Source organism: Mycobacterium sp. DBP42 (assembly GCF_005924235.1).
GTDB lineage: Bacteria > Actinomycetota > Actinomycetes > Mycobacteriales > Mycobacteriaceae > Mycobacterium > Mycobacterium syngnathidarum.
The window spans coordinates 233,573-260,251 of sequence record NZ_VCMY01000004.1; the positions used below are offsets into that span (position 1 = coordinate 233,573).

Below are 26,679 nucleotides of genomic sequence, written 5' to 3' on the forward strand. Positions count from 1 at the left end.
GGTTATGACGGCTTGATTTGGCCCCACCTCAGCGTGGTCGGTGTCCGGATGGTCCGGATTACCGGTCGCGGAGGTCAGGCGTGCGAAGGGTGTCACGGGTGCAGCAGTTCGAGGCGATCCGGCGGGATCACCGGGTCGAGGGGCTTTCGATCCGGGGGTTGGCTGACAAGCACGGGGTGCATCGGCGCACGGTGCGCCAGGCGTTGGCCTCGGCGGTGCCGCCGGCGCGTAAGACCGCGGCGCGGGTGGCCCCTCGGTTGGAGCCGTTCAAGGCGGCGATCGACGCCATGTTGCTCAGCGATCTGGATGCCCCGAAGAAGCAACGCCATACTGCGCGGCGAGTGTTAGCCCGGCTGGTCGATGAGCATGGCGCACAGGGCTTGTCGTATTCGACGGTGCGTGATCATGTCCGCAAACGCCGCCCGCAGATCCTGGCCGATGCGGGTCGGCCCCTGGAGTTGGGGTATGTGCCCCAGACCTATGAGCCCGGCGCTCAGGCCGAGGTCGACTTCCACGACCTGTGGGTGATCCTGGCCGGAGTCAAGACCAAGACCACGTTGTTCACGATGCGGTTGTCCTACTCGGGGCGAGCAGCACACCGGGCCTCGATCACCGCCGGGCAGGAGGCGTTCCTGGAAGGCCACGAATACGCCTTCGCCCGGTTCGGCGGTGTACCGACCGACAAGATCCGCTACGACAACCTCAACAGCGCGGTCACGGCGGTCCTGTTCGGGCGATCCCGCCAGGAGAACGACCGCTGGATCGCGTTTCGCTCCCACTACGGGTTCGAGGCCTGGTACTGCCAGCCCGGCCACGAGGGCAGCCACGAGAAGGGCGGGGTTGAGGGCGAAGGCGGGCGTTTCCGCCGCAACCATTGCGTGCCGATGCCGGTGGTGGCCTCCATCGACGAACTCAACGCTGTGCTGGCCGCCGCTGATGAGGCCGATGACGCTCGCCGGGTCGGCAACCGGTCGACCAGCGTGGCCCAGGACTTCGCGGTGGAGAAAACCCTGCTGGGTCCGTTGCCCAGAGAGCCGTTCGATACCGCCCTGAGCCTGACCCCGCGGGTGGACCGCTACGCCCAGATCATGGTGCGCTGCAACCAGTACTCGGTGCCGGCCCGGTTCATCGGTCATCGGCTGCGGGTCAAGCTGTCGGCCTCCACGGTCACCGCCTATGACCGCAACCAGGTGGTGGCCCGCCACCAGCGGGCCATCGGTAAGGGCGCCAAAGTTCTTGACCTGGACCACTATCTGGAAATCCTGCTGCGCAAACCCGGCGCCCTGCCTGGAGCGACCGCGCTGGCCCAGGCCCGGGCGGCCAGGGTGTTCACTGCCACCCACGACCGGTTCTGGGCTGCGGCCCGCAGAGCCCACGGCGACGCCGCCGGGACCCGCGCCCTGGTCGAGGTGCTGCTGCTGCATCGCCGCTTGGACCACGCCGACGTACTGGTCGGGATCACCGCGGCCCTGGCCGTGGGTTCGGTCAACCCCGACGTCGTGGCCCTGGAAGCCCGCAAGGCCGCCGAGCACCGCGGCAGGACACCCAGCCCACACAACGATCAGGACACCGACGTGGTTGTCGATCTCATCCGGCGTCGCGCCGAGTTGCCCGCTGACACCCGGGCGCTGCCTTGCCTGGACAAATACGACGCCCTGCTCGGAAAGGAAAGCTCATGACCGCACGCCACGGCATGACCGAGTCGGCCGCGACCGCCGCCATCGACCAAGGCTGCCGCGTGCTGCGCCTGCCCACCATTCGTGAGCGCTTCGCCGAGATCGCCGCCACCGCCGAACGCGAACACCACACCTACCTGGGGTTCCTCGCTGAACTGGTCATCGCCGAATGCGACGACCGCGACCACCGCCGTGCCGAACGCCGCACCCGTGACGCCGGGTTTCCCCGCCCGAAACGGTTGGAGGACTTCTCTTTTGAAGCTAACCCCGCGATCAACCCGGCCCTCATCGGTCAACTCGCCAGCTGCCACTGGGTCAAGGCCGGCTACCCGCTCTGCCTGATCGGCGACTCCGGCACCGGCAAGAGCCACCTGCTCATCGGCCTCGGCACCCGCGCCGCCGAATCCGGCTACCGCGTCCGCTACACCCTGGCCAGCAAGCTGGTCAACGAACTCGTTGAAGCCGCCGACGACAAACACCTCACCAAACTCATCACCCGCTACGGCCGCGTCGACCTGCTGCTCATCGATGAACTGGGATACCTGCAGCTCGACCGACGCGGCGCCGAGTTGCTGTTCCAGGTACTCACCGAGCGAGAGGAACGCTCCGCGATCGCGATCGCCTCCAACGAGCCCTTCTCGGCCTGGACCAAGACCTTCACCGACCCCCGACTCTGCGCAGCCATCGTCGACCGTCTCACCTTCGCCGGCCAGATCATCGAAACCGGCAGCCACTCCTACCGACTGGCCCACGCCCGAACCACCCAGCCCCCCAAACCAGCCGGAGCCAAATCGAGCCGTCCTAGTGGGGCCAAGTCAAGTTGACATTGCCAGTACGCCTTCGCCGCTGTATCGAGCAGGTGTCTCGATACCAGTAAAGAAAGTTCTCACATCGCAGGTCAGCGACGGTCAGGCTATTGGTCCGGCCTGCCGCTCGCGGCGTCTCGATGCGGCGAGCAGCGAGGGCAGCTGCGCCTCGTCGTGATGCCAGCGCTGTGGCCTGCGACTTAGTTCCGGCGCCGGTCGTGGGTGCATGCATGCGTGGCGGCGGACGGAGGGCGGAGCGCAGGGAGCGGCGCGGACGGGAGCGCCAGCGGACGGGAGCAGAGCGAGCGTAGCGAAGCCTGCTGGTGGCCGCCGGTTCCTGCGGGTCGCGGGTGTCCAGGATCTGCGCCATCAGCCGCGACGGGGCTGCGGCATGGTGCTGGGGCTCGTAGGCTGGCGGTTGTGAGCGTAGTTTTGGCGCAGCGTGCACGGCGCGAGGCCGAGGCGCGGCTGGCTGAGCAGCCGCGGCGGTTGGCGCATGTCCGGGGGGTCGCGACGACTGCCGAGCGGTTGAGCCGGCGTTTCGATGCTCAAACGGCGGACTGTCTGGTCGCGGCGGGGTGGTTGCACGATATCGGTTACGCACCGTCGGTGCGCCGGACCGGTTTTCATCCCCTTGATGGAGCGGAGTTCGTGCGATCGGCGGGTTTCGGGGAGCTGGTCGCTTCCTTGGTGGCCTTTCATACCGGAGCGCACGCGGAGGCTGCCGAGCGGGGCTTGTCGGGTTTGTCCGCGTTCAGCGATCCGCCCAGCAATGTCCTTGATGCGTTGACTTTTTGCGATCTGACGACTGGACCTGACGGGGCGCCGATATCACCGCGAGATCGACTACGCGACGTGTTGGCGCGTTATGGATCCGAGGACCCGGTGCACCGGGCGGTCGACGCGGGCCGCGACGAATTGTTGGCGGCGGTCCGGCGAGTACGCGACTGGCTGTAGCCCAGCGGTCAGCCGAGGTAGGGGCTGTCGCGGCGTTGCAGGTAGTGCTCGACGCGCAGTCGCATCGACGGATGCATATCCAGGCCAGCGATGTCGTCGGGGGCAGTCCAGGCGATGTCGGTGCTTTCGTGGTCGATGGCGAGGGTCCCGCCGAGCACCGTGGTGGCGAACAGTAGCGAGAATTGTTGGCGCACTTCGCCATCGGTGAACGCGACCACGTGGTGGGGGTTGGTGTAGACACCGACCAGACCCGTGACTTCGACGTCGAGCCCGGTTTCTTCTTTGACTTCCCGCACGGCGGTGTCGGCGATGGTTTCGCCGATGTCGTGTCCGCCGCCGGGTAACGCCCACAGGGTGTTGTCGCGGCGTTTGATCAGCAGAATACGACCTTGTTCGTCGGTGACGATGGCCGAGGCGGACGGAACGACACTGTTGGGCGCCGGGGCGTTGGGGTCATTGTAGTAGTCGGTGCGCATCGGGGGTCAGCCTTTCGCGGTCAGCGGTCTGGCGCGGTTCCAGACCTGGGTGAAAGCGTCTTCGAGGGTGGTCCAGAGCCTTGGCTCATGGTGACGTGACAGAACCAGCACAGGGTTGTTGCGCCCGGGTGAGCCGTAGATGTGGAAGTTGACAATCATGGCGTCATCGACCCGAAAGATCGACGTGTAGAGCGCGGTGTCGTGGGTGCGAATGTCCAGCCCCGGGGTACAAGCGTGAGGGGCGAGCAACTCCACCGACGTGCGGCAGCGGGCGATGACAGCCTCGCCGATCCCTTCCTCCTCACCGCGCAAGATCGTGGTCGCAGTGTCGGGATCCCCGACGAGAAACCGCACCGACACACCGCGGGCGGCGGCGGCGAGCAGGGTGTCGAGGAATCCGTCGAGGGTGTCGAACAGGAACGTGGCCGCGAGCACGAGGATGTCGATGCCGGTGGTGGCGTCGGCGAAATGCTGCTGCCACGTCGTGATCGGCAGCTGAGTACGGCTGGCATACAGGGTCGCGGTGAATGGCCCACCCGCAGACGCTGTTGTCACTGCACGGGGGGTAGCGGCCGGGTACTGCTTGGGCCACAGGTCATGCGGAGTGCAGTCGAGCACCTCGCTGGCGCTGCGGGCGTTGTGTTCGCGAATTCTGTAGTCGCTATCGGCCAGCCAGCGTCGCACCGACTTGATATCGACACCCACCGCGGTGGCGAACCGCTGCGAGGACAGACCTTTGGCCTGTAGCCGCTGCGCGAGGCGATCGTTGGGAGTGATGGCGGCCTCGGTGCCGTCCTGCTCGTCCATCGTGTCAGCGCACATCTTCCCGTGTCGTCCGTATCCATCCTTCAGCGCGTGGTGTCTAGTTTGCCATGCGATTGCCGCCACCCTGCGGCGATAGTGTCGGTGTGATGTCCGTGGGTATGTCCGGCCGTGTCCGAAATGCCCGTGGATGTGTCGGAAATGTCGGCACATGTCTCTCGCAACGTCCGTGATGTCCACGTGAACTGAATCCAGCGCCGGACCGGCGTCAACATCTCACGAAAGGACTAGTAGGACAATGCGTTTGAGAATCGATACGTCTGGAACTCGTTTTATCGTCACCCGCGCTCCGGAGCCACGGCTGAACTTCGAAACCGGCGCCCCGAAAGTCGACACCGCCACCGGGATGCCGATGTACGCCACCCAGGTCCTCGCGCTGGATGACTCCGGCGGCGAAGTACTCAATGTCACCGTGGCAGGAGACCCCAAAGTTACAGTCACGCAGTCTATTTCGGTGGTTGGTCTGGTGGCCATCCCGTGGGCCCAAGGTGATCGCAGCGGGGTGGCGTTCCGCGCTGATGCCCTCACCCCCGCCACCGCCAGTGGTGCTGCGCCGAGTGAGCAGACACGCCCGCAGAAGTAACCCCAAGCGGGTGTGGGGTGCGGTGAACCGATCACCGCACCCCGCCACCCCGGGCATTGCTGTTGACCACACGCTCACGGAGGGCATCTCTCATGACATCGAACAATAAGAACACCACCAACAGTGGATCAGGCGATGACGACTGGTTCGGAGAACTGGTCATGTCGCTGTTCACCGCAGCCGGGTATGTGCTCTGGTGGGCGGTGCTGTTCCCGGCGATCAACGTGCCCATCATCGCCAGCCTCGTGCTTGCCATCAGCCACGGCCCACGCGTGGGCCTGATCTGCGCGATCGTGTGCAGTGCCGGGTATGCGGGCTGGGCCTGGCTCCAACCGGGGTCATTTCGCGCCTGGGTGACCGAACCGGTACGGCGGCGCTGGCTCACGTGGTCGCGCTACACCCGCACCTGGGAATCGACCTGCACCTTGCACGGCCTGACGGCCACACTCGGCGGCCGCACCCTCACTCCCACCCTGCGCACGGTGACAATCGGTAAAACCACCGATGTGCTGGCGGTGCGCATCGTCACCGGCCAGTCCGTGGCAGATTGGCATAAACAGTCCGACGCGCTGGCCGCCGCGTGGCGCGCCGACCGCATCAGCATCACCGCCACCTCGCCTGGCGAACTGCGCATCACTTTAATGCGGGCAGACGTGCTCGCTGAACCGATCGTCCTGCCCATGCCCGCCCCGGCAACCCCGGTGGACCTGGCGCTGGTGCGGGTCGGGATCACCGAAACGCGGCATTGGTGGCAAGTGCCGCTGCTCGGTCACCATGTGCTGATCGCCGGGGCAACCGGCGCAGGTAAAGGCTCAGTGCTGTGGTCGTTGATCGCCGGCATCGCCCCCGCGGTGAAGACCGGACTGGTGCGGTTATGTGTCATCGACCCCAAAGGTGGCATGGAACTCGGTGCCGGAGCACCCCTGTTCACCGTGTTCACCCACGACGCCACCGACACCACCCTGGAGCTGCTACGCCAGCTCGTCACGGTGATGCACGCCCGGGCGAATCGTCTGCGCGGCCACACCCGACTACACACTCCCACGACGTCGGAGCCGTTGTTCGTGGTAGTGATCGATGAAATCGCAGCACTGAGTGCGTATGTGACCGACCGCAAGGTCCGCACCGAAATCGAACAACTCCTGGGCCTCCTGCTCTCGCAAGGCCGCGCAGTCGGCATCAGCGTCGTCGCCGCGGTGCAAGACCCCGCCAAAGACACCCTGCCGTTAAGGCAGCTGTTCACGGTGCGGATCGGGTTGCGCCTGACTGAAGCCACCCAAACCACTATGGTCCTGGGACAGGGAGCACGCGATGCCGGCGCCGAATGTGACCGCATCCCCGACGCGACACCGGGTGTTGGCTACATGATGGTTGACGGCACCGCCTACGCCCAGCGGGTGCGGGCCTTCCACGTCACCGACCACGACATCACCGCGCTGGCCACTCGGTTCCGCCGACCCCCGAGCCGACCGAACAAGACCCACCATCCACACAACACCGATACCGGGCACACCGTGGGTGAGGGCAGCGGTGAATAGCTCCATGACATCGGCGCAGCTTGCCCTGCCGGGTGTTCCGGATACAGTTGATACCACCCGAGTGGTCGAGCAGATGGTGCGCCGGGCCGCGTCGATGGGATACCAATCCTGGTGGCGACGAGCAGAATCCGTCGGATTCTGCGCTCACCCCATCCAGCTGATCGGTACCGATGAGTACGGGCGTCAGCGGGTGGTGTGGACGCGGTGCAACAACCGTCGCGCCCACATTTGCCCGTCGTGTTCAGATCTCTACGCCCGCGACACCTGGCAACTCGTGCACGCCGGCGCTGCGGGAGGCCACCACGGCATGCCCACCGCGGTGGGCGATCATCCGCAAGTTTTCCTCACCCTGACTGCCCCCAGCTTCGGGGCCGTCCACACCGCCACGACGTCGGGGGACAAGAAAGCGCAGGTATGCCGAGACCAGCACCGGATCGGCGGCTACCGCCGCTGCCCGCATGGAAAACAATTGTGGTGCAGCATGTCCCATGATCATGGCGACGAGCGGGTCGGTCAGCCGCTCTGTCCGGAGTGCTACGACTATGCCGGGCATGTCCTGTTCGCCTGGCATCTTCCCGAACTGTGGCGACGCTTCACCATCACCATGCGGCGCACCCTCCGCAAAGAACTGAAAGCCACCGGTGTGGATCCGGATGCGGTGCGGGTGAGCTTCATCAAAATCGTCGAACTGCAAGCCCGCGCCATCCCACACATCCACGCCCTGATCCGCCTGGACCCCCAAGACGACCCCGATCAGACCGATTGGGAATCACCCATCGGTGCAGTCGAACTCGCCACCATCATCCAACACGCCGCCCGCACCGTCACGCTCACCATCGACGATCCGACCGCTGATACCGATGCGCGGACGATGCGTTTCGGCACACAGATCGACACCCAACCCCTCGCCGCATCCGCAAAACCAGTGAAAAGTGCTCCACCAGAACCAGAACCAGAACCAGGGTCAGGCTCAGGACGGTCCATGTCTGGCCGGCTGGTGGCACGCTATCTCGCCAAGTATGTCACCAAATCCTTGGTAGACCTCGGAATCAGCGCGCGCCGCCTATCTACGGAAGCCATACCCGACCTGGACGTGTCAGAGCATGTGCGGACCATCCTGACCACCATCAGCGATCTCGCGGACAAAGGACTGTCCGGCATCGGGCGGTGGTTGCACACCCTCGGATTCCGCGGCCACATCACCAGCAAATCCCGCCGTTATTCCACTACCATGACCGTGCTGCGCGAACAGCGCGCCATTTGGACGCGTGAAGAACGCTTGAAAAGCACTGCATACCAATACGATCCCAACTGTGACTTCGCCGGTCGCGATGATCTGGTGGCGTGGGAGTTCGAACGTGCCGGCCTCGGCAGCCTCGGCGATCGCAGTCTCGTCTATTCCGCGGCCCTCCAACGCATCCACTCCCGCCTCATCGGACTGGTAGAAGCACGTCGCCAAGCCCACAACGAACAATGGGATCCGCTAGGGGCAAGCGATGGCTGAAAGATGCCCGACTACGACACATGCTCGCTCCGAGTGTGACGTTCGAGTCGATGCTCCGAACATGTCAGAGGGAGGTGTTGAAATTGACCTGCCGAACCGGTATCGGCTCCCGCGCGAGGCCAACCGCGCGCTGGTAAACGTCATACTGGCTATGCGGGACCGGACGCCTAGATCAGGGAGGGGAGTGGCATGAGCCTCAGGTTCGCCTTCTATGGCCGAGTGAGTACCGAGGACGCCCAAGATCCGGAGGCGAGCCGCAGCTGGCAGAAACGTCGTGCCATCGATCTGATCAGTCCGCATGGCGGCGTCCTCGCCGCCGACTACTTCGATATAGGCCAGAGCCGGTCGCTTCCCTGGAAACGCAGGCCGGAGGCTTCACGTCTGCTCGCAGATGTCACTTCTCGTGGCCGTGGCTTCGATGCCGTCGTGATCGGGGAACCTGCTCGCGCGTTCTACGGACCGCAATTTGCGCTCACCTTCCCGGTGCTCACGCACTACGGGGTCGGCCTATGGGTGCCTGAAGTTGGCGGAGCGGTTGATCCCGGATCCGAGGCACACGACCTCGTGATGACGCTCTTTGGCGGAATGAGCAAGGGAGAACGTGCGCGAATCCAGATGCGCGTGCGTACCGCGATGTCGGCACTCGCGCAGGACACAACCAGATACCTCGGCGGTCGCCCACCGTACGGTTATCAACTCGTCGATGCCGGCCCGCACCCAAACCCCGCCAAGGCAAGTCTTGGGCAGCGTCTTCACCGCCTGGAGCCTGACCCCGAGACCGCCCCGACCGTCGAGCGGATCTATCGCATGTATGCCGATGGTGCTGGCTTGCGCTTCATCGCACAGCAGCTCACCGACGATGGAGTGCCATCACCGAGCCAATACGACCCGGCACGGAACCGGCATCGTGACCCACGTGGATGGTCCCATTCGGCGATCCGCGCCATTCTCGACAACCCTGCGTACCGCGGTATCCGTGTCTGGGGCAAGCAGGAGAAGTATGAGGTCCTTTTGAACCCCGATGATGTCGCCGCGGGATATGAGACTCGCATGCGGTGGCGCGATCGGGCCGACTGGATCGCACCCGATCGACGCACGCACGAAGAGCTGATCCCTGATGAGCTGGCGCAGGCTGTTCGTCTCCGGATGCAGGCGCGGCGTGGTCCCGGTCGCGTGTGCAGCAGAGAATCGACAGTGCCGTATGCGCTGCGTGGGCTGCTGTTCTGCGCCGCATGTGGACGGCGAATGCAGGGCGCCGCCCGGCCGGGGAAGCAAACAACGCGGATCCTCTACCGTTGTGAGTTCGGCAAGTCACGTTCTGTACCTGTGGACCTGAGTGATCATCCGCGCACCGTCTATCTCCGCGAAGACGCAGTGACAGCGCGACTCGACGAATGGATCGCCACTCTGGCCGATCCAGAAGACCTCGCACGCGGGCAAGACGTGGACCCGGCGGCCGGACCTGGCTACGCCGCCTTGCAGCGCCAGCTGAGCGAGGCGAATGCCAAAGTGGCTGCCTTGATCACCGCCGTGGAGTCTGGCGTGGCCGTTGAGGATCTAACTGCTGCGTTGCGTCAACGTACCGCCGAGCGCGACGAGCTGAGGGCACGCGTTGAGCGAGTGGAGCGGCCCCGCGCCATGTGTGCCGCCGAGATCAGTGAGTTAGTTAAGGAGTTAGGCGGACTGTCGGTCATCCTCGGCGCGGCAACCGGAGCTGAGCGCGCCGAGGTGTACGCAAGCTTGGGCCTGCGTCTCGACTACGACCCGCATCTTCGGCGAGTCACGGCGACTGCCGACCTGAGTCGTGTCGCCGGATGTGTCCGAGGGGGGACTTGAACCCCCACGCCCGTTAATAGGGCACTAGCACCTCAAGCTAGCGCGTCTGCCATTCCGCCACTCGGACCTGCCAGCCTCGCGGGCTGGGCGCCTAAGGTTATCGGATTGGGTGCCCAAGACCCAAACCGGTGCCCCGGAGTGAATCGGTGGTACCAATGGACTCTGTGACGGTCCCCGCCTCCAGCGCGGACGAGGTAGTCGATCTCGTCAGTGCGCTCATCCGATTCGACACCTCCAACACAGGTGACCCGGCAACCACCAAGGGTGAGGCCGAGTGCGCCCACTGGGTGGCCGAGCAGCTGCAGGAGGTCGGCTACGAGACCGAGTATGTCGAGGCCGGTGCGCCCGGCCGGGGCAATGTGTTCGCCCGGTTGCCCGGCGCCGACTCTGGCCGCGGCGCGCTGATGATCCACGGTCACCTCGACGTCGTGCCGGCCGAGCCCGCCGATTGGAGCGTGCACCCGTTCTCCGGTGCGGTCAAGGACGGCTATGTGTGGGGCCGTGGCGCGGTCGACATGAAGGACATGGTCGGCATGGCCATCGCGGTGGCCCGGCACTTCAAGCGTTCGGGCATCGTCCCGCCGCGTGAGTTGGTGTTCGCGTTCGTCTCCGACGAGGAGCACGGTGGTACCTACGGCGCGAACTGGTTGGTGGACAACCGCCCAGATCTGTTCGAGGGCGTCACCGAGGCGATCGGTGAGGTGGGCGGGTTCTCGCTGACCGTGCCCCGCAAGGACGGCGGCGAGCGACGGCTCTACCTGATCGAAACCGCCGAAAAGGGACTCTCCTGGATGCGGCTGACCGCACGCGGCCGGGCCGGGCACGGGTCGATGGTGCACGACGACAACGCCGTCACCGCCATCGCCGGTGCGGTGGACCGGCTGGGCCGGCATCAGTTCCCGCTGGTGCTCAACCCGGCCGTGGAGCAGTTCCTCACCGCGGTGGCCGAGGAGACCGGCTACGACTTCGACGTGAACTCGCCGGATTTGGACGGCACCATCGCCAAACTCGGTGGCGTGGCCCGGATCGTCTCGGCCACGCTGCGTGACACCGCCAACCCCACCATGCTCAAGGCCGGCTACAAGGCCAACGTCATCCCCGCCTCGGCGGAAGCCGTGATCGACTGCCGGGTGCTGCCTGGTCGCAAGGAGGCCTTCGAGCGCGAGGTCGACGCGTTGATCGGCCCCGATGTCACCCGCAGCTGGGAGCGGGACCTGCCGTCGTACGAGACCACGTTCGACGGTGACCTGGTCGACGCGATGAACGCGGCGATCCTGGCGCTGGACCCCGAGGCCCGCACGGTGCCCTACATGCTCTCGGGCGGCACGGATGCGAAGTCCTTCCAGCGGTTGGGGATTCGCTGCTTCGGATTCGCGCCGCTGCGCCTGCCGCCCGATCTGGATTTCGCGGCCCTGTTCCACGGCGTCGATGAGCGGGTACCCGTGGACGCACTGCAGTTCGGGGCCGGCGTTCTGGAACACTTTTTGCGGAACTGCTGACCGCACGACTAACGACGAGAGGGAACCATGAGCACATCTCCGTACGACAGCCTGCCGAAGCTGCCGACGTTCACCCTGACCTCCGAATCGGTCACCGACGGGCAGCCGCTGGCCAATGATCAGGTCAGCGGGATCATGGGGGCCGGTGGTTCGGATACCTCGCCGCAGCTGAGCTGGTCCGGTTTTCCGGCCGAAACCAAGAGTTTCGCGGTGACGGTGTACGACCCGGACGCCCCGACGGCCTCGGGTTTCTGGCACTGGGCGGTGGCCGATCTGCCTGCCTCGGTGACCGAGTTGCCCGCCGGCGCCGGTGATGGTGGCGACCTGCCCGGCGGCGCGGTCACGCTGGCCAACGACGCCGGCCTCAAGCGCTACATCGGTGCCGCCCCGCCGGCCGGTCACGGCCCGCACCGCTACTACATCGCCGTGCACGCGCTGCCGGTGGAGTCACTGGAACTGCCCGAGGGGGCCACCCCGGCCTACCTGGGCTTCAACCTCTTCGGGCAGGCCATCGCCCGCGCCGTCATCCACGGCACCTACGAGCAGAACTAGTCCCGAGGGCGCGGTGGAGGTCAGCGCGCAGCTGATCCCACCGCGTCGCTCAGCGATGCGAAGCCGCCGGCGCGCAACCGCTCGGCGATGCCGTCGTGGATCTGTTTGGCCCACAACCCGCCGCCGTAGATGAATCCGGTGTAGCCCTGCAACAGGGTGGCCCCGGAGGTGATCCGTTCCCACGCGTCGTCGGCGGTTTCGATGCCACCGGCGCTGATCAGTACCAGCTTGTCACCCACCCGCGAGTACAGCTGCCGCAGCACCTGCAGGGATCGGTGTGCCACCGGGCGCCCCGAGATTCCGCCGGTGCCCAGGTCGGCGACACCGGGTGTGGCCAGGCCCTCCCGGGATACGGTGGTGTTGGTGGCGACGATCCCTGCCAGCCCCAATTCGACTGCCAGGTCGGCGATTTCGTCGATATCGGCATCGGAGAGATCGGGGGCGATCTTGACCAGGACGGGCTTGTCGGTCTCGGCCTTGACTGCGGCCAGGATCGGCCGCAGCGATTCCACGGCCTGTAGATCCCGCAGTCCGGGGGTGTTGGGTGAGCTGACGTTGACCACGACATAGGCGGCCAGCGCGCTGACCAGCCGGGTGCTCTCGGCGTAGTCGGCCACCGCGTCGGAGGGCGGGGTCAGCTTGGTCTTGCCGATGTTCACCCCGATCGGGACATCGGGGGTGTGCTGGGCCAGCCGGATGGCCAGGGCGCCGGCGCCCTCGTTGTTGAATCCCATCCGGTTCAGCAGCGCGTGGTCTTCGGGCAGCCGGAACAACCGGGGCTCGGGGTTGCCCGGTTGAGGTTGCGCGGTGACGGTGCCGACCTCGGCATACCCGAAGCCCAGGGCACCCCAGGCCTCCAGCCCGCGGCCATCTTTGTCGAATCCGGCAGCCAGGCCCATCGGTCCGGCGAACCGGACGCCGAACACCGTGCTGGCCAGTACCGGATCGCTGGGCGCCAAGCGCCGCGCCAGTGCGCGGCGCAGGATCGCGGGACCGGTGACCGCACGCAGGACGGCGAAGACCCACAGGTGAATCCGTTCCGGCGGGACCAGAAAGAACGCCCGCCGCAAGGCCGCGTAGATCACAGCGAAGGCGCCTTGGGCGTGCCCGGCATGGATGACGCAGTTTTCTTGCGGCGCAACAGCACCCGTCGGCTCCCATCTGTGTATGCCCGCACCCGGGTCAGTTCCCAGCCGCGGTACTCGGCCTCGATCGACAAGCGGATCGAGGCGCTGATCCTGGTGACATCCGGCGGTAGCCGCAGCGGTATCCAGTCGTATTCCTCGGACAGATCCTCTGCGACGACTTTGTCCCATCCGGGAGGCATGCGGCCCTGCTGGATGGTGGTCATCGGCGACCCGATGCGGTGCGGATCACCTGCACACCGGCTCCCGAGCCGGACACCACGTAAAGGGTGTCCGTCTTGTCGTCGTAGGCCAGGGAGTTCGGTTGCTGCACGGTTCGATAACGCACCTTTTCCACCGGTATGCCGGTGGAGAGATCGTAACCAATCACGGTGTTGGCCGCGGTCTGCGACACCCAGGCCAACTGGGCGGATCCGGCCAGGCCGTAGGGGGCGGCGGGCACCGGGTAGCGCTGCCGCATGATCAGCGGATCGGCGCCGAACACGAGTAGCTCGTCGCCGCGGGTGTCGGCGACCAGGACGCGTCCGCGCGCATCGGCGGCCATGGTGGTGGCGCCTTCGCCGGCCCGCAAGGCTTGGGCGGCTTTCGTGCCGCTGGCGTTGACGGCCGTCACCGAAGTTTGTCCGCGATCCAGAACTACGGCGGTATTTCCTTGTGTGACAAGTGAATCCACCCGGGCGAAGATCTTGAGCCGGGCAGCCACGGTGTGGTCGCCGCCCAGGGTGTAGACAGCTCCGTCGGCGGTGCCGAGCACCGGATTGCCGTCGGCGCGCAGCGCGATCGCGGTGAAATCCACGCCCTGGGCGCCGTCCACATCGATCCTTGCGGGCTTGGCCGAGGCCACGTCGACCCGGAAGTATCCGCCTCGTGTGGACGCCAGGACGTTGCCCTTGCCGTCGACGCTGAGCGCCGTGGCCGCGGGCAGCAACGTCACGTCGCGCCGCTGTTGCCTCCCGGACAACAGGCTCAGGGTCGACTGACCTTCGGCCCCTGGGGTCAGAACGACCAGCGTTCCGGTTGCTGGGTCGAACACGGCGCCCGCGGCGTGCCCGCTCAATTCCCGGATCTCGCCGTCCGGGGTGGCCGCCACCGGCGGTGAAACTGCGGCCTGAGCGGGCTCGATGGTGGGCGGTGGAGCGTCGGCGGGGTTGGACGTACAGCCCGCGGTGAGCAGCAGGGCCAGCGCAAAAAGGCCGGCGCGAACTGGCTGACCTGCAGGAATTGGGCGCAACGGATGGCTCTCGATCGGAAACGGATATCGGTGACGTGCAGGAATCCAGTTTAGGCATGGCCGTCGGTCGGAAATGGTCGCGTCTGCAACCAATGCGGCATAAGTCGAGGTATGGTTCGACCATGACCCTCGCCGCAGACCGGGAACTCGACAACCGAGAGTTTGCTATGGAGGATATTTCCACTGGTGTACACGCTAGTGGGTTTGGCCAAGTTGGCGATGGCCGGAGTTTTTCGTTCCACATCGAGCGTCAGCAGCTGATGATCGAGATCTACCGCCCGCGGCTGTCCGGGCCGGTCCCGATCGACGACGATGTGGTTGCCGTGGCCACCCGCAAACTGACCGATATCGACCTGACTGATGAACGCAGTCTGTCGGCAACGGTGCGCGACGCGGTCGCCGACGCGCAGCCGGTTTCGCGCGCCGGTCGCTGAGGCATCCCTGGAGCACTTGCCACGGTACGGTCGTCGTCGTGACTGACGTCGGTGCCATGTCCTGGCTGCAAGTTGTCGTGTTGTCGATTGTCCAGGGGCTCACCGAGTTTCTGCCGGTCTCGTCCTCTGGGCACCTGGCGATCACCTCGCGGGTGTTCTTCGACGACGACGCGGGTGCCTCGTTCACCGCGGTCACGCAGTTGGGAACCGAGCTCGCGGTCCTGATGTACTTCGCCCGGGACATCGGACGCATCATCAAGGCCTGGTTCGCCGGTCTGACCAACGCGGCGCACCGGTCGGCCGACTACTGGCTGGGCTGGTGGGTGATCATCGGCAGCATCCCGATCGGTGTGTTCGGGCTGTTGTTCAAAGACGAAATCCGTACCGGCGCACGCAATCTGTGGTTGGTTGCCACTGCGCTCATCGTGTTCTCGGCGGTGATCGCCGTGGCCGAGTACTACGGCAGGCAGGTTCGTCGCGTCGAACAGCTGACCTGGCGTGACAGCATCATCGTCGGCCTGGCCCAGTGTCTGGCCCTGGTGCCTGGCGTGTCCCGATCGGGAGCGACCATCAGTGCCGGCCTGTTTCTGGGGATGGAACGCGAGCTGGCCGCCCGGTTTGGTTTTCTGCTGGCGATCCCCGCGGTCTTCGCCTCGGGCATTTTTTCGCTGCCCGATGCGTTCCACCCGGTCGGGGAGGGGATGAGCGCCAGTGGCGCCCAGCTCCTGGTGGCTACCGTGATCGCTTTCGTCGTCGGCTTCGCGGCCATCGCCTGGTTCCTGAAATTCCTGGTGTCGCACAGCATGTACTGGTTTGTCGGCTACCGGGTGGTGCTGGGTGCGGTGGTGCTGGCGCTGCTGGGTACCGGGGTGGTCGCCGCACAATGACGGAGGAGTCGAAATGACGGTGATTCTGCTGCGACATGGCCGTTCGACGTCGAACACGGCGCATACCCTCGCGGGTCGCAGCCAGGGCGTCGACCTCGACGAGCGCGGCGTCGAGCAGGCGGCCGGCGTGGTCGCGCGGATCGGGGAACTTCCGGTGACCGCGATCGTGCATTCGCCGCTGCTGCGCTGCGAGCGCACGGTGGCACCGCTGGCCGAGGCGCTCGCGCTGCAGCCGATCGTCGACGAAAGGCTCACCGAGGTGGACTACGGCAGCTGGACCGGTCGGGCGATCGGGGAGCTGGTCAAGGAGCCGCTGTGGGCGGTCGTGCAGCAGCAGCCCAGCGCGGCGGTGTTCCCCGACGGCGAGGGGCTCGCTCAAGTGCAGGCTCGCGCGGTTGCCGCGGTGCGGGAACGGGACCGAGCGCTGGCTCAGCAGCATGGCGCCGACGTGTTGTGGGTCGCCTGCACCCACGGCGACGTGATCAAGGCGGTGCTGGCCGATGCCCTCGGCGTGCACTTGGACGGGTTCCAGCGCATCACCGCGGACCCGGCGTCGATGAGCGTGATCCGCTACACCGAGCTGCGTCCTTTCGTGATGCACATCAACCACACGGGCACCCAGTTGAGCGCCGGGCTGGCGGCCAAACCCGCCACCGACGCGGTGGTGGGTGGGTCCACCAACTGACCAGTGAGACCGCTACCGGTATTTTGGAAGGTGTCATGGCCCGCGCAATTCATGTATTCCGCACTCCCGACCGTTTCGTCGCCGGGACAGTCGGCCAACCCGGCAACCGAACGTTTTACCTGCAGGCTGTCCACGACAAACGGGTGATCTCGGTCATCCTGGAAAAGCAGCAGGTGGCCGTGTTGGCCGAGCGGATCGCTGCCTTGTTGACCGAGATCAATCGCCGCTTCGGCACACCGATCCCGCCCGACACCGGCGAGGTGAGTGATCTGCTGCCGCTGGTCACCCCGGTCGACGCCGAGTTCCGCGTCGGGACGATGGGGCTGGGCTGGGATTCGGAAGCGCAGACGGTCGTGGTCGAGCTACTCGCGGTGTCCGAGGGGGAGTTCGACGCCTCGGTGGTGCTCGACGATGCCGAGGACGGCCCCGACGCGGTGCGGGTGTTCCTCACCCCGGAGTCGGCACGGGAGTTCGCCACCCGGTCCAACCGGGTCATCTCGGCCGGACGTCCACCCTGCCCGCTGTGTGATGAGCCGCTGGACCCCGATGGTCACATCTGCGTGCGTACCAACGGCTATCGGCGCGGTGAGGTGGCCGGGTCCGAAGATGACGCAGATTCCTGACGGCGACGACGGCTCGGTACTGGCCGACGGCGAACTGACGGTGATCGGCCGGATCCGGTCGGCGAGCAACGCCACGTTCCTGTGCGAGGCGACTTCCGGTGAAACCCAGGTGCACTGTGTGTACAAGCCGATCCGGGGCGAGGCGCCGCTGTGGGACTTTCCCGACGGCACCTTGGCCGGCCGTGAGTTGAGTGCATACCTGATCTCGTCCGCCTTGGGCTGGGATATCGTGCCCCGCACGATTATTCGGGATGGCCCAGCCGGTCCGGGGATGCTGCAGCTGTGGGTGGATCAGCCCGGGGACCAGGTGGGCGACGAGCCCGACGCCGGTCCCGATCTGGTGGATCTGCTCCCGGCCGGACACCTCCCGCCGGGATTCCTGCCGATCCTGCAGGCCTACGATTACGCCGGCGACGAGGTGACACTGGTGCACGCCGACGATCCCCGGTTGTTCCGCATGGCGGTGTTCGACGTGCTGATCAACAACGCCGACCGCAAAGGTGGTCACATCCTGGCCGGGCTCGACGGGGCTGTCTACGGGGTGGACCACGGAGTGAGCCTGCATGCCGAGGACAAGCTGCGGACCGTGTTGTGGGGCTGGGCGGGCAAGCCTGTCGACGATGAAACTCTGGCCGATGTCGCCGCGCTGCGCGCCGGTTTCGCCGGTCTGGCAGAGCAGTTGTGCGGTCACGTCACCGACCTGGAGATCGCCGCGTTGCGATCCAGAATCGTTGGGCTACTGCACAATCCGGTGATGCCGACACCCGATCGGCATCGGCCGATCCCGTGGCCGGCCTTCTAGCGGGCCCGGCCGAACCCTTCGAACGGATTCCACGACTGGCTACCGCGCACCGCGTGCAGGTAGTAGGCGTAGTTCGCCGTCGACATCGCCAGCGCGCCGATGGCTATTCCGACGGACCGCCCGATCGTGTCGCTGACATCGAGGACCGTCAGCACCACTCCCGCGGTGATCGCGATTCCCAACAGTGTCAAACCCTTGCGCCACATACCCTTTACGAAGAAATAGAGCGGGCCGAACAGGAACGCCAGGATGTTGGAGGTGAGCCGCAGCTTGGCCATGAAGCTGAGATTGCGGTACGCGGCCTTGGCCTCGGGTGAGGCGCTGGGCAGGCCGTAGGCGTTGAAGAAATCGAACTTCCAGCGCCACGAGTCGGACAGGTTGTCGACAGGGGTCTGCTCGGTCATGGATCTCCTCTGTAGCGGCGGCGGGACCTGACAATACCGGCGCAACCGGCCCCGCCAACGCACCAATTCGGTGCGCCGACGATACTTGGTCGATGCACGCGACCGACGCCGACCTGGCTGCCGCAGTGGCCAAGGAGGCCGGCGAGCTGTTGCTGGCAGTCCGCGAACAAGTCGGTTTCCACGATCCGTACTACCTCGGTGACGAAGGGGACCGCCGTTCCAACGCGCTGATCCTGGACCGCCTGGCCCAGGCCCGTCCCGGTGATTCGGTGCTCAGCGAGGAGGCGGTCGACGACCTGTCCCGCGTCGATGCCGACCGGGTCTGGATCGTCGACCCCGTGGACGGCACCTACGAGTTCTCCCTGCCCGGCCGTGAGGACTGGGCGGTGCACATCGCCCTGTGGCAGCGTTCGGTGGGCGCCGAGGGCGGCCTCTCGGATGCGGTGGTGGCCCTGCCCGCCCGGGGCGAGGTGTACCGCAGCGACACGATCACGCCACCCGGGCCGCGCCGGCCCGGCCCCTTGCTGATCACCGCGAGTTCGAACCGACCTCCGGCAGTGCTGTGGCGGATGCGTGAGCAGCTGGACTTTCGGATGGTGCGCATCGGCTCCGCCGGGGCCAAGGCGATGGCCGTGGTGCGCGGTGACGTCGACGCCTACATTCACGCGGGCGGTCAGTGGGAGTGGGATTCGGCCGCGCCCGCGGGGGTGGTGCTGGCCGCGGGCCTGCACGCGTCCCGGTTGGACGGCTCGGAGTTGCGCTATAACCGCGCCGACCCGTACCTGCCGGACTTTCTGATGTGTCGCAAAGAGCTGGCGCCGATCCTGCTGGAGGCGATCGGGGTGGCTCGATGATGCGGGAATGGAATCCAGGGCGGTGTTGTCTGACTTGGGAGAACTGTGTGGGACCGACCGGCGGGAGGCCGTCCTGAGCGAGCACCTTAGAGTCGAGGCCATGCGATCGTGGTCGGCACCGTCAGTCCCGGTGCTGGAGGGGAGTGGTCCGCAGCTGCGGCTGTACGACAGCGCCGACAGGCAGGTACGCCCGGTGACCCCCGGGTCGACCGCCACGATGTACGTGTGTGGCATCACGCCGTACGACGCCACCCATCTCGGTCACGCCGCGACGTATCTGACCTTCGATCTGGTGCATCGGCTCTGGCTGGACGCCGGGCACACGGTGCACTACGTGCAGAACGTCACCGATGTGGACGATCCGCTGTTCGAACGGGCCGACCGCGACGGGATCGACTGGCGTGACCTCGGCGACCGGGAAACCCAGCTTTTCCGCGACGACATGACCGCCCTGCGCGTGCTGCCGCCGCAGGACTACGTGGCCGCCACCGACGCGATCTCCGAGGTGGTCGAGCTGGTGGAGAAGATGCTGGCCTCCGGCGCGGCCTACGTGGTCGACGACCCCGATTACCCGGACGTGTACTACCGCGCCGACGCCACCGTCCAGTTCGGTTATGAGTCGGGCTATGACCGCGCGACCATGCTGCGGCTGTTCGGCGAGCGTGGTGGTGACCCGGACCGCGCCGGTAAGGGCGACGAACTCGATGCGCTGTTGTGGCGGGCGCAACGGCCGGGTGAGCCCAGTTGGCCCTCGCCGTTCGGCGCAGGCCGGCCCGGTTGGCACGTCGAGTGCTCGGCCATCGCGCTGACCCGTATCGGCTCGGGCCTGGACATCCAGGGCGGCGGCAGCGACCTGATCTTCCCGCACCACGAGTTCTCCGCCGCGCACGCCGAATCGGTCACGGGGGAGCGGCGTTTCGCCCGCCACTACGTGCACGCGGGCATGATCGGCTGGGACGGTCACAAGATGAGCAAGAGCCGCGGCAATCTGGTGCTGGTATCGCGCCTGCGCGCCGACGGTGTCGATCCGTCGGCAGTGCGGCTCGGGCTGTTCGCCGGGCACTATCGCAGTGACCGGTTCTGGAGCGACGAAGTTCTCGCCGAGGCCGACGCCCGGCTCAAACGTTGGCGTGCGTCCGCCGCGCTGCCGGCCGGGCCGGATGCCACCGACGTGGTGGCCCGGGTGCGTCAGTACCTGGCCGACGATCTCGACACGCCGAAAGTGCTTGCCGCACTGGATGGTTGGTGTAGCGACGCGCTGGCCTACGGTGGTCATGACACCGGCGCGCCGCGACTGGTGGCCGATACCGTGGACGCGCTGCTCGGCGTCGAACTCTAGGGCCTCGTCGCACGCGCCCCGGTGGGGTACGTTGCGGCAATGGGTTCTGTGAACGGCAAAGTCGTCTTCATCACCGGCGGAGCACGCGGTATCGGCGCAGAGGTGGCGCGCCGGCTGCGCACCAGGGGCGCAAAACTGGTGCTCACCGACCTCGACGAGGCACCGCTGAGCGCGTTGGCCGCCGAACTCGGTGCCGAGCATGTGCTGACGGCGCTGGCCGATGTGCGCGATCTGGCCGCCATGCAGAAGGCTGCCGACGCCGCGGTCGAGCGATTCGGCGGCATCGACATCGTGATGGCCAACGCCGGGATCGCCAGCTTCGGTTCGGTCATGCAGGTGGATCCCGAGGCGTTCAAGCGGGTCGTCGACATCAACGTGGTGGGGGTGTTCAACACCGTCCGTGCGACCCTGCCCGCGGTGATCAAGCGCCGCGGGTATGTGCTCGTGGTGTCCTCCCTGGCGGCGTTCACCTCGGCGCCCGGGCTGGCGGCCTACCACGCCTCCAAGGCCGGCGCCGAGTACTTCGCCAACACCTTGCGCCTGGAGGTGGCCCACCTCGGCGTCGACGTCGGCTCGGCCCACATGAGCTGGATCGACACCCCGTTGGTGCAGGACGCCAAGTCGGATCTGTCGGCATTCCGGGAGATGCTGTCCAAGCTGCCGCCACCGCTGAACCGGACCACCACCGTCGACGCCTGTGGCGCGGCCTTCGTCAAGGGCATCGCGGGACGCAAGAAGCGCATCTACAGCCCGGCGTGGGTGGGGGCGTTCCGCTGGATCCGGCCGTTCGTCACCACGCCGCTGGCCGAGCGCGACATCCTCAAGTTCACCCCGACGCTGCTGCCCAAACTCGACGCCGAGGCCGCCGCGCTGGGCCGGTCCACCAGTGCCCGCATCGAGGCGCTGGAGAAGCCGGAAAACTAGCGACCTCTACGCCGCAGATAGCGCTCGAATTCCGCGGCCAGCGCGTCGCCGTCGATCTTGCCGAGCGCCTCGTGCATGTCGACTTCGGCGTCGCCGCGCTGTTCCAACGAGGCGACGTACTCCGCGATCTCCTCGTCCTCGTCGGTCATCTCGGTGACGGCCTGCTCCCACTCCTCGGCGGCCGCAGGCAGGTCGGCCAGCGGCACCTCGACGTCCAGCACGTCCTCGACCCGGCGCAGCAGGGCCACGGTCGCCTTGGGGTTGGGCGGCTGCGAGACGTAGTGCGGCACGGCGGCCCAGAAGGTCACGGCCGGGATGCCGGCCTGCACGCAGGCGTCCTGGAACACCCCGGCGATCCCGGTCGGGCCCTCATAGCGGGTCTCTTCCAGACCGAAGAACTTCGCCGAATCGGCTGAATAGGCCGAGCCCGACACCGGCACGGGCCGGGTGTGGGGTGTGTCGGCCAGCAGCGCGCCCAGGATCACCACGGTCTGCGCGTTGAGTTTGTCGGCGATGGCCAGCAACTCGGCGCAGAAGGTGCGCCAGCGCATGTTGGGTTCGACGCCGTGCATCAACACCACGTCACGGTTGCTGCCCGGGGGACGGCAGTGCGAGATCCGCATCGACGGCCACACCAGCTCGCGGGTGACGCCGTCTACCTGGCGGATCACCGGGCGATTCACCTGATAGTCGTAGTACGACTCGTCGTCGATTTCGACGATCGGTTGGGCTTCCCAGATCGCATCCAGGTGGTCCAGCGCGTCACTGGCCGCGTCGCCGGCGTCATTCCAGCCCTCGAAAGCCGCCACGATGGTGGCTTCCTTCAAATCGGGCAGGTTCATCGGCCGGCCGGCGTTCGGATACGACGGGGTCACACCTAAAGCGTAAGCCTTGGCGGGTGTCGATGAGCCCGTTGTGCGGGCGGGTCGCGGCGGTGCCGAACAGCGCTGTTCGATAGACCGACTACGCTGTTGAGGTGACTGCCGCTGACACGTCTGCCCGCGACACCGACCCGCTCGACACCTTGTCGATGCGCGTTGCGGCCGGCGCCGGCGCGGTCGAGATGAAATACGGTCAGCTGCAATCTGGTTAGCCCTCGGGGTCGGGGTCCATCGCGGCGAGGAGTTGGGCGTCCACATGTCTGTCGAATGACGACGTAGACTCGTCTGGTCGAGAGGCGTTGCAACGGTTCCGGGTTTCTGCCCGTAGCCGCCACGCTCGGCAGAGTCAAGGACGCCTTCCGTTACGGAAGGGACGTACGTGACCATCGTTAAGTCGAACAGCGCGACGACGAACACCTTCGCGCCCAACATCCGCCCGGACTGCACTGACGAACTGGCAGCTTCTCTGCGTCGGCGGATCATGGTGATCGACGGTGCGATGGGCACGGCCATCCAGCGGGACCGGCCGGACGAGGCGGGTTACCGCGGCGAGCGGTTCAAGGACTGGCCGAATCCCGTCCAGGGCAACAACGACCTGCTCAACCTGACGCAGCCACAGATCATCGAGGACATCCACCGCGAGTACCTCGAGGCGGGCGCCGACATCTTGGAGACCAACACGTTCAACGCGAACGCGGTTTCGCTCTCCGACTACGGCATGGAGGAGCTGAGTTACGAGCTCAACTACGCCGGTGCGGCCCTGGCGCGGGCTGCCTGCGACGAGTACAGCACCGCCGACCAGCCCCGGTATGTGGCCGGGGCGCTGGGGCCGACGACGCGGACCGCATCGATCTCGCCGGACGTCAACGACCCCGGAGCTCGCAACGTCTCCTACGACCAACTGGCCGCCGCCTACCTCGAAGCCGCCAACGGACTGGTCGACGGTGGTTCCGACATCATCATCGTCGAGACGATCTTCGACACGCTGAACGCCAAGGCCGCGGTGTTCGCCATCGAAACGCTGTTCGAGCAGCGCGGACGCCGCTGGCCGGTGATCATCTCGGGCACCATCACCGATGCCTCCGGCCGCACCTTGTCCGGCCAGGTCACCGAGGCGTTCTGGAATTCGATCCGGCACGCCAAGCCGATAGCGGTCGGCCTCAACTGTGCTCTGGGCGCACCTGAGATGCGGCCCTACATCGCCGAGATGTCGCGAATCGCGGACACCTTCGTCTCGTGCTACCCCAACGCGGGCCTGCCCAACGCCTTCGGCGAGTACGACGAGTCCCCGAAGCGGCAGGCCGGCTACGTCGCCGAGTTCGCCGAGGCCGGCCTGGTCAACATCGTCGGTGGTTGCTGCGGAACCGCGCCTGCGCACATCGCCGAAATCGCCAAGGTCGTGGACGGTGTGCCGCCGCGCGCGCTGCCGGAGATCTCAGAAAATCAAGCGGCGACTCGTTTGGCCGGTTTGGAGCCGCTCAACATCACCGAGGACTCCCTTTTCGTCAACATCGGCGAGCGCACCAACATCACCGGCTCCGCCCGGTTCCGGAACCTGATCAAAGCCGAGGACTACGACACCGCGCTGTCGGTGGCCCTGCAGCAGGTCGAGGTCGGTGCGCAGGTCATCGACATCAACATGGACGAAGGCATGATCGACGGCGTGGCCGCGATGGACCGGTTCACCAAACTGATCGCGGCCGAGCCGGACATCAGTCGTGTGCCGGTGATGATCGACTCCTCGAAGTGGGAGGTCATCGAGGCGGGCCTGAAGAACGTGCAGGGCAAGCCGATCGTCAACTCGATCTCCATGAAGGAGGGCGAGGAGAAGTTCATCCGCGAGGCCCAGCTGTGCCGCAAGTACGGCGCCGCCGTCGTCGTGATGGCCTTCGACGAGCAGGGACAGGCCGACAACCTGGAACGCCGCATCCAGATCTGCGGGCGCGCCTACCGGATCCTGACCGAAGAGGTCGGCTTCCCGGCCGAGGACATTATCTTCGACCCGAACTGTTTCGCGTTGGCCACCGGCATCGAGGAACACGCCACCTACGGCATCGACTTCATCGAGGCCTGCGCCTGGATCAAGGAGAACCTGCCCGGGGTGCACATCTCCGGCGGCATCTCGAACGTGTCGTTCTCGTTCCGGGGCAACAACCCGGTCCGCGAGGCGATCCACGCGGTGTTCCTGTACCACGCCATCAAGGCCGGCCTGGACATGGGCATCGTCAACGCCGGCGCGTTGGTGCCCTACGACTCGATCGACCCCGAGCTGCGGGACCGCATCGAGGACGTCGTCCTGAACCGGCGCGAGGACGCCGCCGAACGGCTGCTGGAGATCGCCGAGAGGTTCAACACGAAGAACTCCGGCGAGGGCGACGATCGCGCCGCGGCGGAGTGGCGCAGCCTGCCCGTCCGCGAGCGGATCACGCACGCCCTGGTCAAGGGCATCGACGCCCACGTCGACGACGACACCGAGGAGCTGCGGGCCGAGATCGCCGCCGCGGGCGGCCGTCCGATCGAGGTGATCGAGGGCCCGTTGATGGACGGCATGAACGTCGTCGGCGACCTGTTCGGTGCGGGCAAGATGTTCCTGCCGCAGGTCGTGAAATCGGCCCGGGTGATGAAGAAGGCCGTCGCCTATCTGTTGCCGTTCATCGAGGCGGAAAAGGCGGACACCGCCGCCTCCGGCGGAACAGCGAGCAAAGACACCAACGGCACGATCATCATGGCGACCGTCAAGGGCGATGTCCACGACATCGGCAAGAACATCGTCGGGGTTGTGCTGCAGTGCAACAACTTCGAGGTGATCGACCTCGGTGTGATGGTGCCCGCCCAGAAGATCCTGGACGCGGCCAGGGACCACAACGCCGACATCATCGGACTGTCCGGCCTGATCACCCCGTCGCTGGACGAGATGGTCAACTTCGCCGTCGAGATGGAACGCGAGGGGCTGGAAATCCCGCTGCTGATCGGTGGCGCGACCACCTCGCGCGCCCACACGGCCGTGAAGGTGGCGCCGCGCCGCAGCGGTCCGGTGGTCTGGGTCAAGGATGCGTCCCGCTCGGTGCCGGTGGCCGCCGCGCTGCTCGACGACAAGCAGCGGCCGGCCCTGCTGGAGGCCACCCAGAAAGACTATGCAGCGCTTCGGGAACGGCACGCCCAGAAGAACGAGCGGCCGATGCTGACGCTGGAGAAGGCCCGTGCGAACCGGACCCCGATCGAATGGGACGGCTACACGCCGCCGGTCCCCGCACAAGGTGTGGGAATTCGCGATTTTCATGATTACGACCTCGCCGAACTGCGCGAGTACATCGACTGGCAGCCGTTCTTCAACGCCTGGGAGATGAAGGGGCGGTTCCCCGACATCCTCAACAACCCGGCGTCGGGTGAGGCCGCCCGCAAGCTGTACGACGACGCCCAGGAAATGCTCGACACCCTGATCAAGGAGAAGTGGCTGCGTGCCAACGGGGTGATCGGGTTCTTCCCGGCGAACGCGGTCGGCGACGACATCGAGGTCTACACCGACGAGACCCGGACCGAGGTGCTGACCACGCTGCGAAACCTGCGCCAGCAGGGCGAGCATCGCGACGGTGTCCCGAACCGCAGCCTCGGCGACTTCATCGCGCCCAGAGATACCGGGGCACCGGACTATATCGGCGCTTTCGCCGTCACCGCCGGCCTGGGCAGCCAGGACAAGATCATGGAGTTCAAGGCAGCCCTCGACGACTACAGCGCGATCCTGCTGGAGTCGCTCGCCGACCGGCTGGCCGAGGCGTTCGCCGAACGGATGCACCAACGGGTCCGCGAGGAGTTCTGGGGTTACCAGCCCGACGAGGATCTGGACAACGAGGAACTCATCGGCGAGAAGTACGTGGGCATCCGCCCGGCCCCCGGCTATCCGGCGTGCCCCGAGCACACCGAGAAGGTGACGCTCTTCCAGTTGCTGGATGTGCAGGAGCGGACCGGAATCGAGCTGACCGACTCGATGGCGATGTGGCCAGGTGCTGCCGTCAGCGGGTGGTATTTCTCGCACCCGCAATCGCAGTACTTCGTCGTCGGCCGGATGGCGCAGGACCAGGTCGCCGACTACGCGAGGCGCAAAGGCTGGACCCTGGCAGAAGCCGAGCGCTGGCTGGCACCGAATCTCGGCTACAACCCGGAGGACTGACCCAGCCCCGAAACCGGTTGCGCTGGAACCTTTCCGGTTCCGGCGCATTGGTT

General features: G+C 66.4%; 25 protein-coding genes and 1 tRNA gene. 18 read left to right on the plus strand and 8 right to left on the minus strand.

Annotated features, from left to right (window positions below; all coding sequences use genetic code 11):
• Nucleotides 1–89 precede the first annotated feature (89 nt).
• From istA to E0T84_RS07100, 3 genes are all read left to right on the plus strand, one after another.
• Nucleotides 90–1,679, plus strand: a complete 1,590-nt coding sequence (gene istA / locus E0T84_RS07090; protein ID WP_100522084.1) for an IS21 family transposase — start codon at nucleotides 90–92, stop codon at nucleotides 1,677–1,679.
• Nucleotides 1,676–2,500 (plus strand): IS21-like element helper ATPase IstB, encoded by an 825-nt coding sequence (gene istB / locus E0T84_RS07095; RefSeq protein WP_025239092.1) that lies wholly within the window; start codon nucleotides 1,676–1,678, stop codon nucleotides 2,498–2,500. Before istA ends, istB begins: the two co-directional genes overlap by 4 nt.
• 402 nt (nucleotides 2,501–2,902) lie before the next feature.
• On the plus strand, nucleotides 2,903–3,439 hold the full coding sequence (locus tag E0T84_RS07100) for an HD domain-containing protein (RefSeq protein WP_005110615.1): 537 nt from the start codon (nucleotides 2,903–2,905) through the stop codon (nucleotides 3,437–3,439).
• A gap of 8 nt (nucleotides 3,440–3,447) precedes the next feature.
• Here E0T84_RS07100 and E0T84_RS07105 read toward each other — a convergent pair whose 3' ends face one another.
• A complete protein-coding gene (locus tag E0T84_RS07105) occupies nucleotides 3,448–3,915 on the minus strand; it encodes an NUDIX hydrolase (RefSeq protein WP_005110618.1) in 468 nt (155 codons plus the stop codon).
• Between the two features lie 6 nt (nucleotides 3,916–3,921).
• Complete coding sequence (locus E0T84_RS07110) at nucleotides 3,922–4,722, minus strand: hypothetical protein (RefSeq protein ID WP_011560562.1); 801 nt, start codon at nucleotides 4,720–4,722, stop codon at nucleotides 3,922–3,924.
• Nucleotides 4,723–4,975: 253 nt separating this feature from the next.
• Between E0T84_RS07110 and E0T84_RS07115 the strand changes: the two genes are divergently transcribed.
• The 4 genes from E0T84_RS07115 to E0T84_RS07130 all read left to right on the plus strand — a co-directional run bounded on the left by E0T84_RS07115 (nucleotide 4,976) and on the right by E0T84_RS07130 (nucleotide 10,198).
• Nucleotides 4,976–5,320 (plus strand): hypothetical protein, encoded by a 345-nt coding sequence (locus tag E0T84_RS07115; protein ID WP_011560561.1) that lies wholly within the window; start codon nucleotides 4,976–4,978, stop codon nucleotides 5,318–5,320.
• A 92-nt stretch (nucleotides 5,321–5,412) separates the two neighbouring features.
• A complete protein-coding gene (locus tag E0T84_RS07120; protein ID WP_011560560.1) occupies nucleotides 5,413–6,858 on the plus strand; it encodes an FtsK/SpoIIIE domain-containing protein in 1,446 nt (481 codons plus the stop codon).
• 4 nt (nucleotides 6,859–6,862) lie between these two features.
• A complete protein-coding gene (locus E0T84_RS07125) occupies nucleotides 6,863–8,362 on the plus strand; it encodes a replication initiator (protein ID WP_011560559.1) in 1,500 nt (499 codons plus the stop codon).
• A gap of 189 nt (nucleotides 8,363–8,551) precedes the next feature.
• Nucleotides 8,552–10,198: a recombinase family protein gene (locus tag E0T84_RS07130; protein WP_011560558.1), complete on the plus strand. Its 1,647-nt coding sequence runs from the start codon at nucleotides 8,552–8,554 to the stop codon at nucleotides 10,196–10,198.
• On the opposite strand, the gene E0T84_RS07135 is transcribed toward E0T84_RS07130, so the two are convergent.
• Nucleotides 10,180–10,265: transfer RNA gene (locus tag E0T84_RS07135), tRNA-Leu, on the minus strand. The genes E0T84_RS07130 and E0T84_RS07135 overlap by 19 nt on opposite strands.
• Before the next feature lie 88 nt (nucleotides 10,266–10,353).
• Between E0T84_RS07135 and E0T84_RS07140 the strand changes: the two genes are divergently transcribed.
• Nucleotides 10,354–11,697 (plus strand): M20/M25/M40 family metallo-hydrolase, encoded by a 1,344-nt coding sequence (locus E0T84_RS07140; RefSeq protein WP_171054932.1) that lies wholly within the window; start codon nucleotides 10,354–10,356, stop codon nucleotides 11,695–11,697.
• Between the two features lie 27 nt (nucleotides 11,698–11,724).
• Entirely contained in the window at nucleotides 11,725–12,249 is a 525-nt protein-coding gene (locus tag E0T84_RS07145; protein WP_070188690.1) for a YbhB/YbcL family Raf kinase inhibitor-like protein, read from the plus strand.
• Between the two features lie 20 nt (nucleotides 12,250–12,269).
• Here E0T84_RS07145 and E0T84_RS07150 read toward each other — a convergent pair whose 3' ends face one another.
• Genes E0T84_RS07150 through E0T84_RS07160 form a run of 3 tightly spaced genes read right to left on the minus strand, consistent with a single transcriptional unit; the run spans nucleotide 12,270 to nucleotide 14,625 of the window.
• Nucleotides 12,270–13,331 carry a quinone-dependent dihydroorotate dehydrogenase gene (locus E0T84_RS07150; RefSeq protein ID WP_171054945.1) on the minus strand — a complete coding sequence of 354 codons (1,062 nt, stop codon included), beginning with the start codon at nucleotides 13,329–13,331 and terminating at the stop codon, nucleotides 12,270–12,272.
• Nucleotides 13,331–13,600, minus strand: coding sequence for a DUF5703 family protein (locus E0T84_RS07155; RefSeq protein WP_070188692.1), 270 nt, complete (start codon nucleotides 13,598–13,600; stop codon nucleotides 13,331–13,333). The genes E0T84_RS07150 and E0T84_RS07155 overlap by 1 nt, the downstream gene beginning before the upstream one ends.
• Nucleotides 13,597–14,625, minus strand: a complete 1,029-nt coding sequence (locus E0T84_RS07160) for a YncE family protein (RefSeq protein ID WP_138744095.1) — start codon at nucleotides 14,623–14,625, stop codon at nucleotides 13,597–13,599. The genes E0T84_RS07155 and E0T84_RS07160 overlap by 4 nt, the downstream gene beginning before the upstream one ends.
• A gap of 122 nt (nucleotides 14,626–14,747) precedes the next feature.
• Here E0T84_RS07160 and E0T84_RS07165 point away from each other — a divergent pair, with 122 nt between their 5' ends.
• Genes E0T84_RS07165 through E0T84_RS07185 form a run of 5 tightly spaced genes read left to right on the plus strand, consistent with a single transcriptional unit; the run spans nucleotide 14,748 to nucleotide 18,056 of the window.
• Nucleotides 14,748–15,059, plus strand: a complete 312-nt coding sequence (locus E0T84_RS07165; RefSeq protein WP_070188693.1) for a hypothetical protein — start codon at nucleotides 14,748–14,750, stop codon at nucleotides 15,057–15,059.
• 56 nt (nucleotides 15,060–15,115) lie between these two features.
• Nucleotides 15,116–15,946 (plus strand): undecaprenyl-diphosphate phosphatase, encoded by an 831-nt coding sequence (locus E0T84_RS07170; RefSeq protein ID WP_138744162.1) that lies wholly within the window; start codon nucleotides 15,116–15,118, stop codon nucleotides 15,944–15,946.
• A gap of 13 nt (nucleotides 15,947–15,959) precedes the next feature.
• Nucleotides 15,960–16,631 (plus strand): histidine phosphatase family protein, encoded by a 672-nt coding sequence (locus E0T84_RS07175; RefSeq protein ID WP_138744096.1) that lies wholly within the window; start codon nucleotides 15,960–15,962, stop codon nucleotides 16,629–16,631.
• 35 nt (nucleotides 16,632–16,666) lie between these two features.
• Entirely contained in the window at nucleotides 16,667–17,254 is a 588-nt protein-coding gene (locus E0T84_RS07180; protein WP_070188695.1) for a DUF3090 domain-containing protein, read from the plus strand.
• Nucleotides 17,238–18,056 carry an SCO1664 family protein gene (locus E0T84_RS07185; protein ID WP_138744097.1) on the plus strand — a complete coding sequence of 273 codons (819 nt, stop codon included), beginning with the start codon at nucleotides 17,238–17,240 and terminating at the stop codon, nucleotides 18,054–18,056. Before E0T84_RS07180 ends, E0T84_RS07185 begins: the two co-directional genes overlap by 17 nt.
• Here E0T84_RS07185 and E0T84_RS07190 read toward each other — a convergent pair.
• A complete protein-coding gene (locus tag E0T84_RS07190) occupies nucleotides 18,053–18,460 on the minus strand; it encodes a DUF2628 domain-containing protein (protein WP_070188697.1) in 408 nt (135 codons plus the stop codon). The genes E0T84_RS07185 and E0T84_RS07190 overlap by 4 nt on opposite strands.
• Nucleotides 18,461–18,552: 92 nt before the next feature.
• Here E0T84_RS07190 and E0T84_RS07195 point away from each other — a divergent pair, with 92 nt between their 5' ends.
• The 3 genes from E0T84_RS07195 (at nucleotide 18,553) to E0T84_RS07205 (ending at nucleotide 21,577) form a co-directional block, all read left to right on the plus strand.
• The gene (locus E0T84_RS07195) at nucleotides 18,553–19,314 is read left to right on the plus strand and encodes a 3'(2'),5'-bisphosphate nucleotidase CysQ (protein ID WP_138744098.1); all 762 of its coding nucleotides are present in this window, start codon (nucleotides 18,553–18,555) and stop codon (nucleotides 19,312–19,314) included.
• 100 nt (nucleotides 19,315–19,414) lie between these two features.
• A complete protein-coding gene (gene mshC / locus E0T84_RS07200) occupies nucleotides 19,415–20,653 on the plus strand; it encodes a cysteine--1-D-myo-inosityl 2-amino-2-deoxy-alpha-D-glucopyranoside ligase (RefSeq protein ID WP_138744099.1) in 1,239 nt (412 codons plus the stop codon).
• A gap of 39 nt (nucleotides 20,654–20,692) precedes the next feature.
• Nucleotides 20,693–21,577, plus strand: coding sequence for an SDR family oxidoreductase (locus E0T84_RS07205; protein WP_138744100.1), 885 nt, complete (start codon nucleotides 20,693–20,695; stop codon nucleotides 21,575–21,577).
• Here E0T84_RS07205 and E0T84_RS07210 read toward each other — a convergent pair.
• The gene (locus E0T84_RS07210; RefSeq protein WP_138744101.1) at nucleotides 21,574–22,452 is read right to left on the minus strand and encodes a PAC2 family protein; all 879 of its coding nucleotides are present in this window, start codon (nucleotides 22,450–22,452) and stop codon (nucleotides 21,574–21,576) included. The two genes, E0T84_RS07205 and E0T84_RS07210, sit on opposite strands and share 4 nt — an antisense overlap.
• 385 nt (nucleotides 22,453–22,837) lie before the next feature.
• On the opposite strand from E0T84_RS07210, the gene metH reads away from it, so the two are divergent.
• The gene (gene metH / locus E0T84_RS07215; protein ID WP_138744102.1) at nucleotides 22,838–26,626 is read left to right on the plus strand and encodes a methionine synthase; all 3,789 of its coding nucleotides are present in this window, start codon (nucleotides 22,838–22,840) and stop codon (nucleotides 26,624–26,626) included.
• The last annotated feature ends 53 nt before the right edge of the window (nucleotides 26,627–26,679 follow it).

Excerpts from the sequence above, each read along its gene's own strand:
- E0T84_RS07110 (WP_011560562.1), bottom strand. The coding sequence starts at position 4,722 with ATGGACGAGCAGGACGGCACCGAGGCCGCCATCACTCCCAACGATCGC.
- E0T84_RS07155 (WP_070188692.1), bottom strand. The coding sequence starts at position 13,600 with ATGACCACCATCCAGCAGGGCCGCATGCCTCCCGGATGGGACAAAGTC.
- E0T84_RS07180 (WP_070188695.1), top strand. The coding sequence starts at position 16,667 with ATGGCCCGCGCAATTCATGTATTCCGCACTCCCGACCGTTTCGTCGCC.
- E0T84_RS07205 (WP_138744100.1), top strand. The coding sequence starts at position 20,693 with ATGGGTTCTGTGAACGGCAAAGTCGTCTTCATCACCGGCGGAGCACGC.
- E0T84_RS07190 (WP_070188697.1), bottom strand. The coding sequence starts at position 18,460 with ATGACCGAGCAGACCCCTGTCGACAACCTGTCCGACTCGTGGCGCTGG.
- E0T84_RS07195 (WP_138744098.1), top strand. The coding sequence starts at position 18,553 with ATGCACGCGACCGACGCCGACCTGGCTGCCGCAGTGGCCAAGGAGGCC.
- E0T84_RS07105 (WP_005110618.1), bottom strand. The coding sequence starts at position 3,915 with ATGCGCACCGACTACTACAATGACCCCAACGCCCCGGCGCCCAACAGT.
- E0T84_RS07130 (WP_011560558.1), top strand. The coding sequence starts at position 8,552 with ATGAGCCTCAGGTTCGCCTTCTATGGCCGAGTGAGTACCGAGGACGCC.
- E0T84_RS07165 (WP_070188693.1), top strand. The coding sequence starts at position 14,748 with ATGACCCTCGCCGCAGACCGGGAACTCGACAACCGAGAGTTTGCTATG.
- E0T84_RS07120 (WP_011560560.1), top strand. The coding sequence starts at position 5,413 with ATGACATCGAACAATAAGAACACCACCAACAGTGGATCAGGCGATGAC.
- E0T84_RS07175 (WP_138744096.1), top strand. The coding sequence starts at position 15,960 with ATGACGGTGATTCTGCTGCGACATGGCCGTTCGACGTCGAACACGGCG.
- E0T84_RS07145 (WP_070188690.1), top strand. The coding sequence starts at position 11,725 with ATGAGCACATCTCCGTACGACAGCCTGCCGAAGCTGCCGACGTTCACC.
- E0T84_RS07140 (WP_171054932.1), top strand. The coding sequence starts at position 10,354 with ATGGACTCTGTGACGGTCCCCGCCTCCAGCGCGGACGAGGTAGTCGAT.
- E0T84_RS07170 (WP_138744162.1), top strand. The coding sequence starts at position 15,116 with ATGTCCTGGCTGCAAGTTGTCGTGTTGTCGATTGTCCAGGGGCTCACC.
- E0T84_RS07185 (WP_138744097.1), top strand. The coding sequence starts at position 17,238 with ATGACGCAGATTCCTGACGGCGACGACGGCTCGGTACTGGCCGACGGC.
- E0T84_RS07115 (WP_011560561.1), top strand. The coding sequence starts at position 4,976 with ATGCGTTTGAGAATCGATACGTCTGGAACTCGTTTTATCGTCACCCGC.
- istB (WP_025239092.1), top strand. The coding sequence starts at position 1,676 with ATGACCGCACGCCACGGCATGACCGAGTCGGCCGCGACCGCCGCCATC.
- E0T84_RS07125 (WP_011560559.1), top strand. The coding sequence starts at position 6,863 with ATGACATCGGCGCAGCTTGCCCTGCCGGGTGTTCCGGATACAGTTGAT.
- mshC (WP_138744099.1), top strand. The coding sequence starts at position 19,415 with ATGCGATCGTGGTCGGCACCGTCAGTCCCGGTGCTGGAGGGGAGTGGT.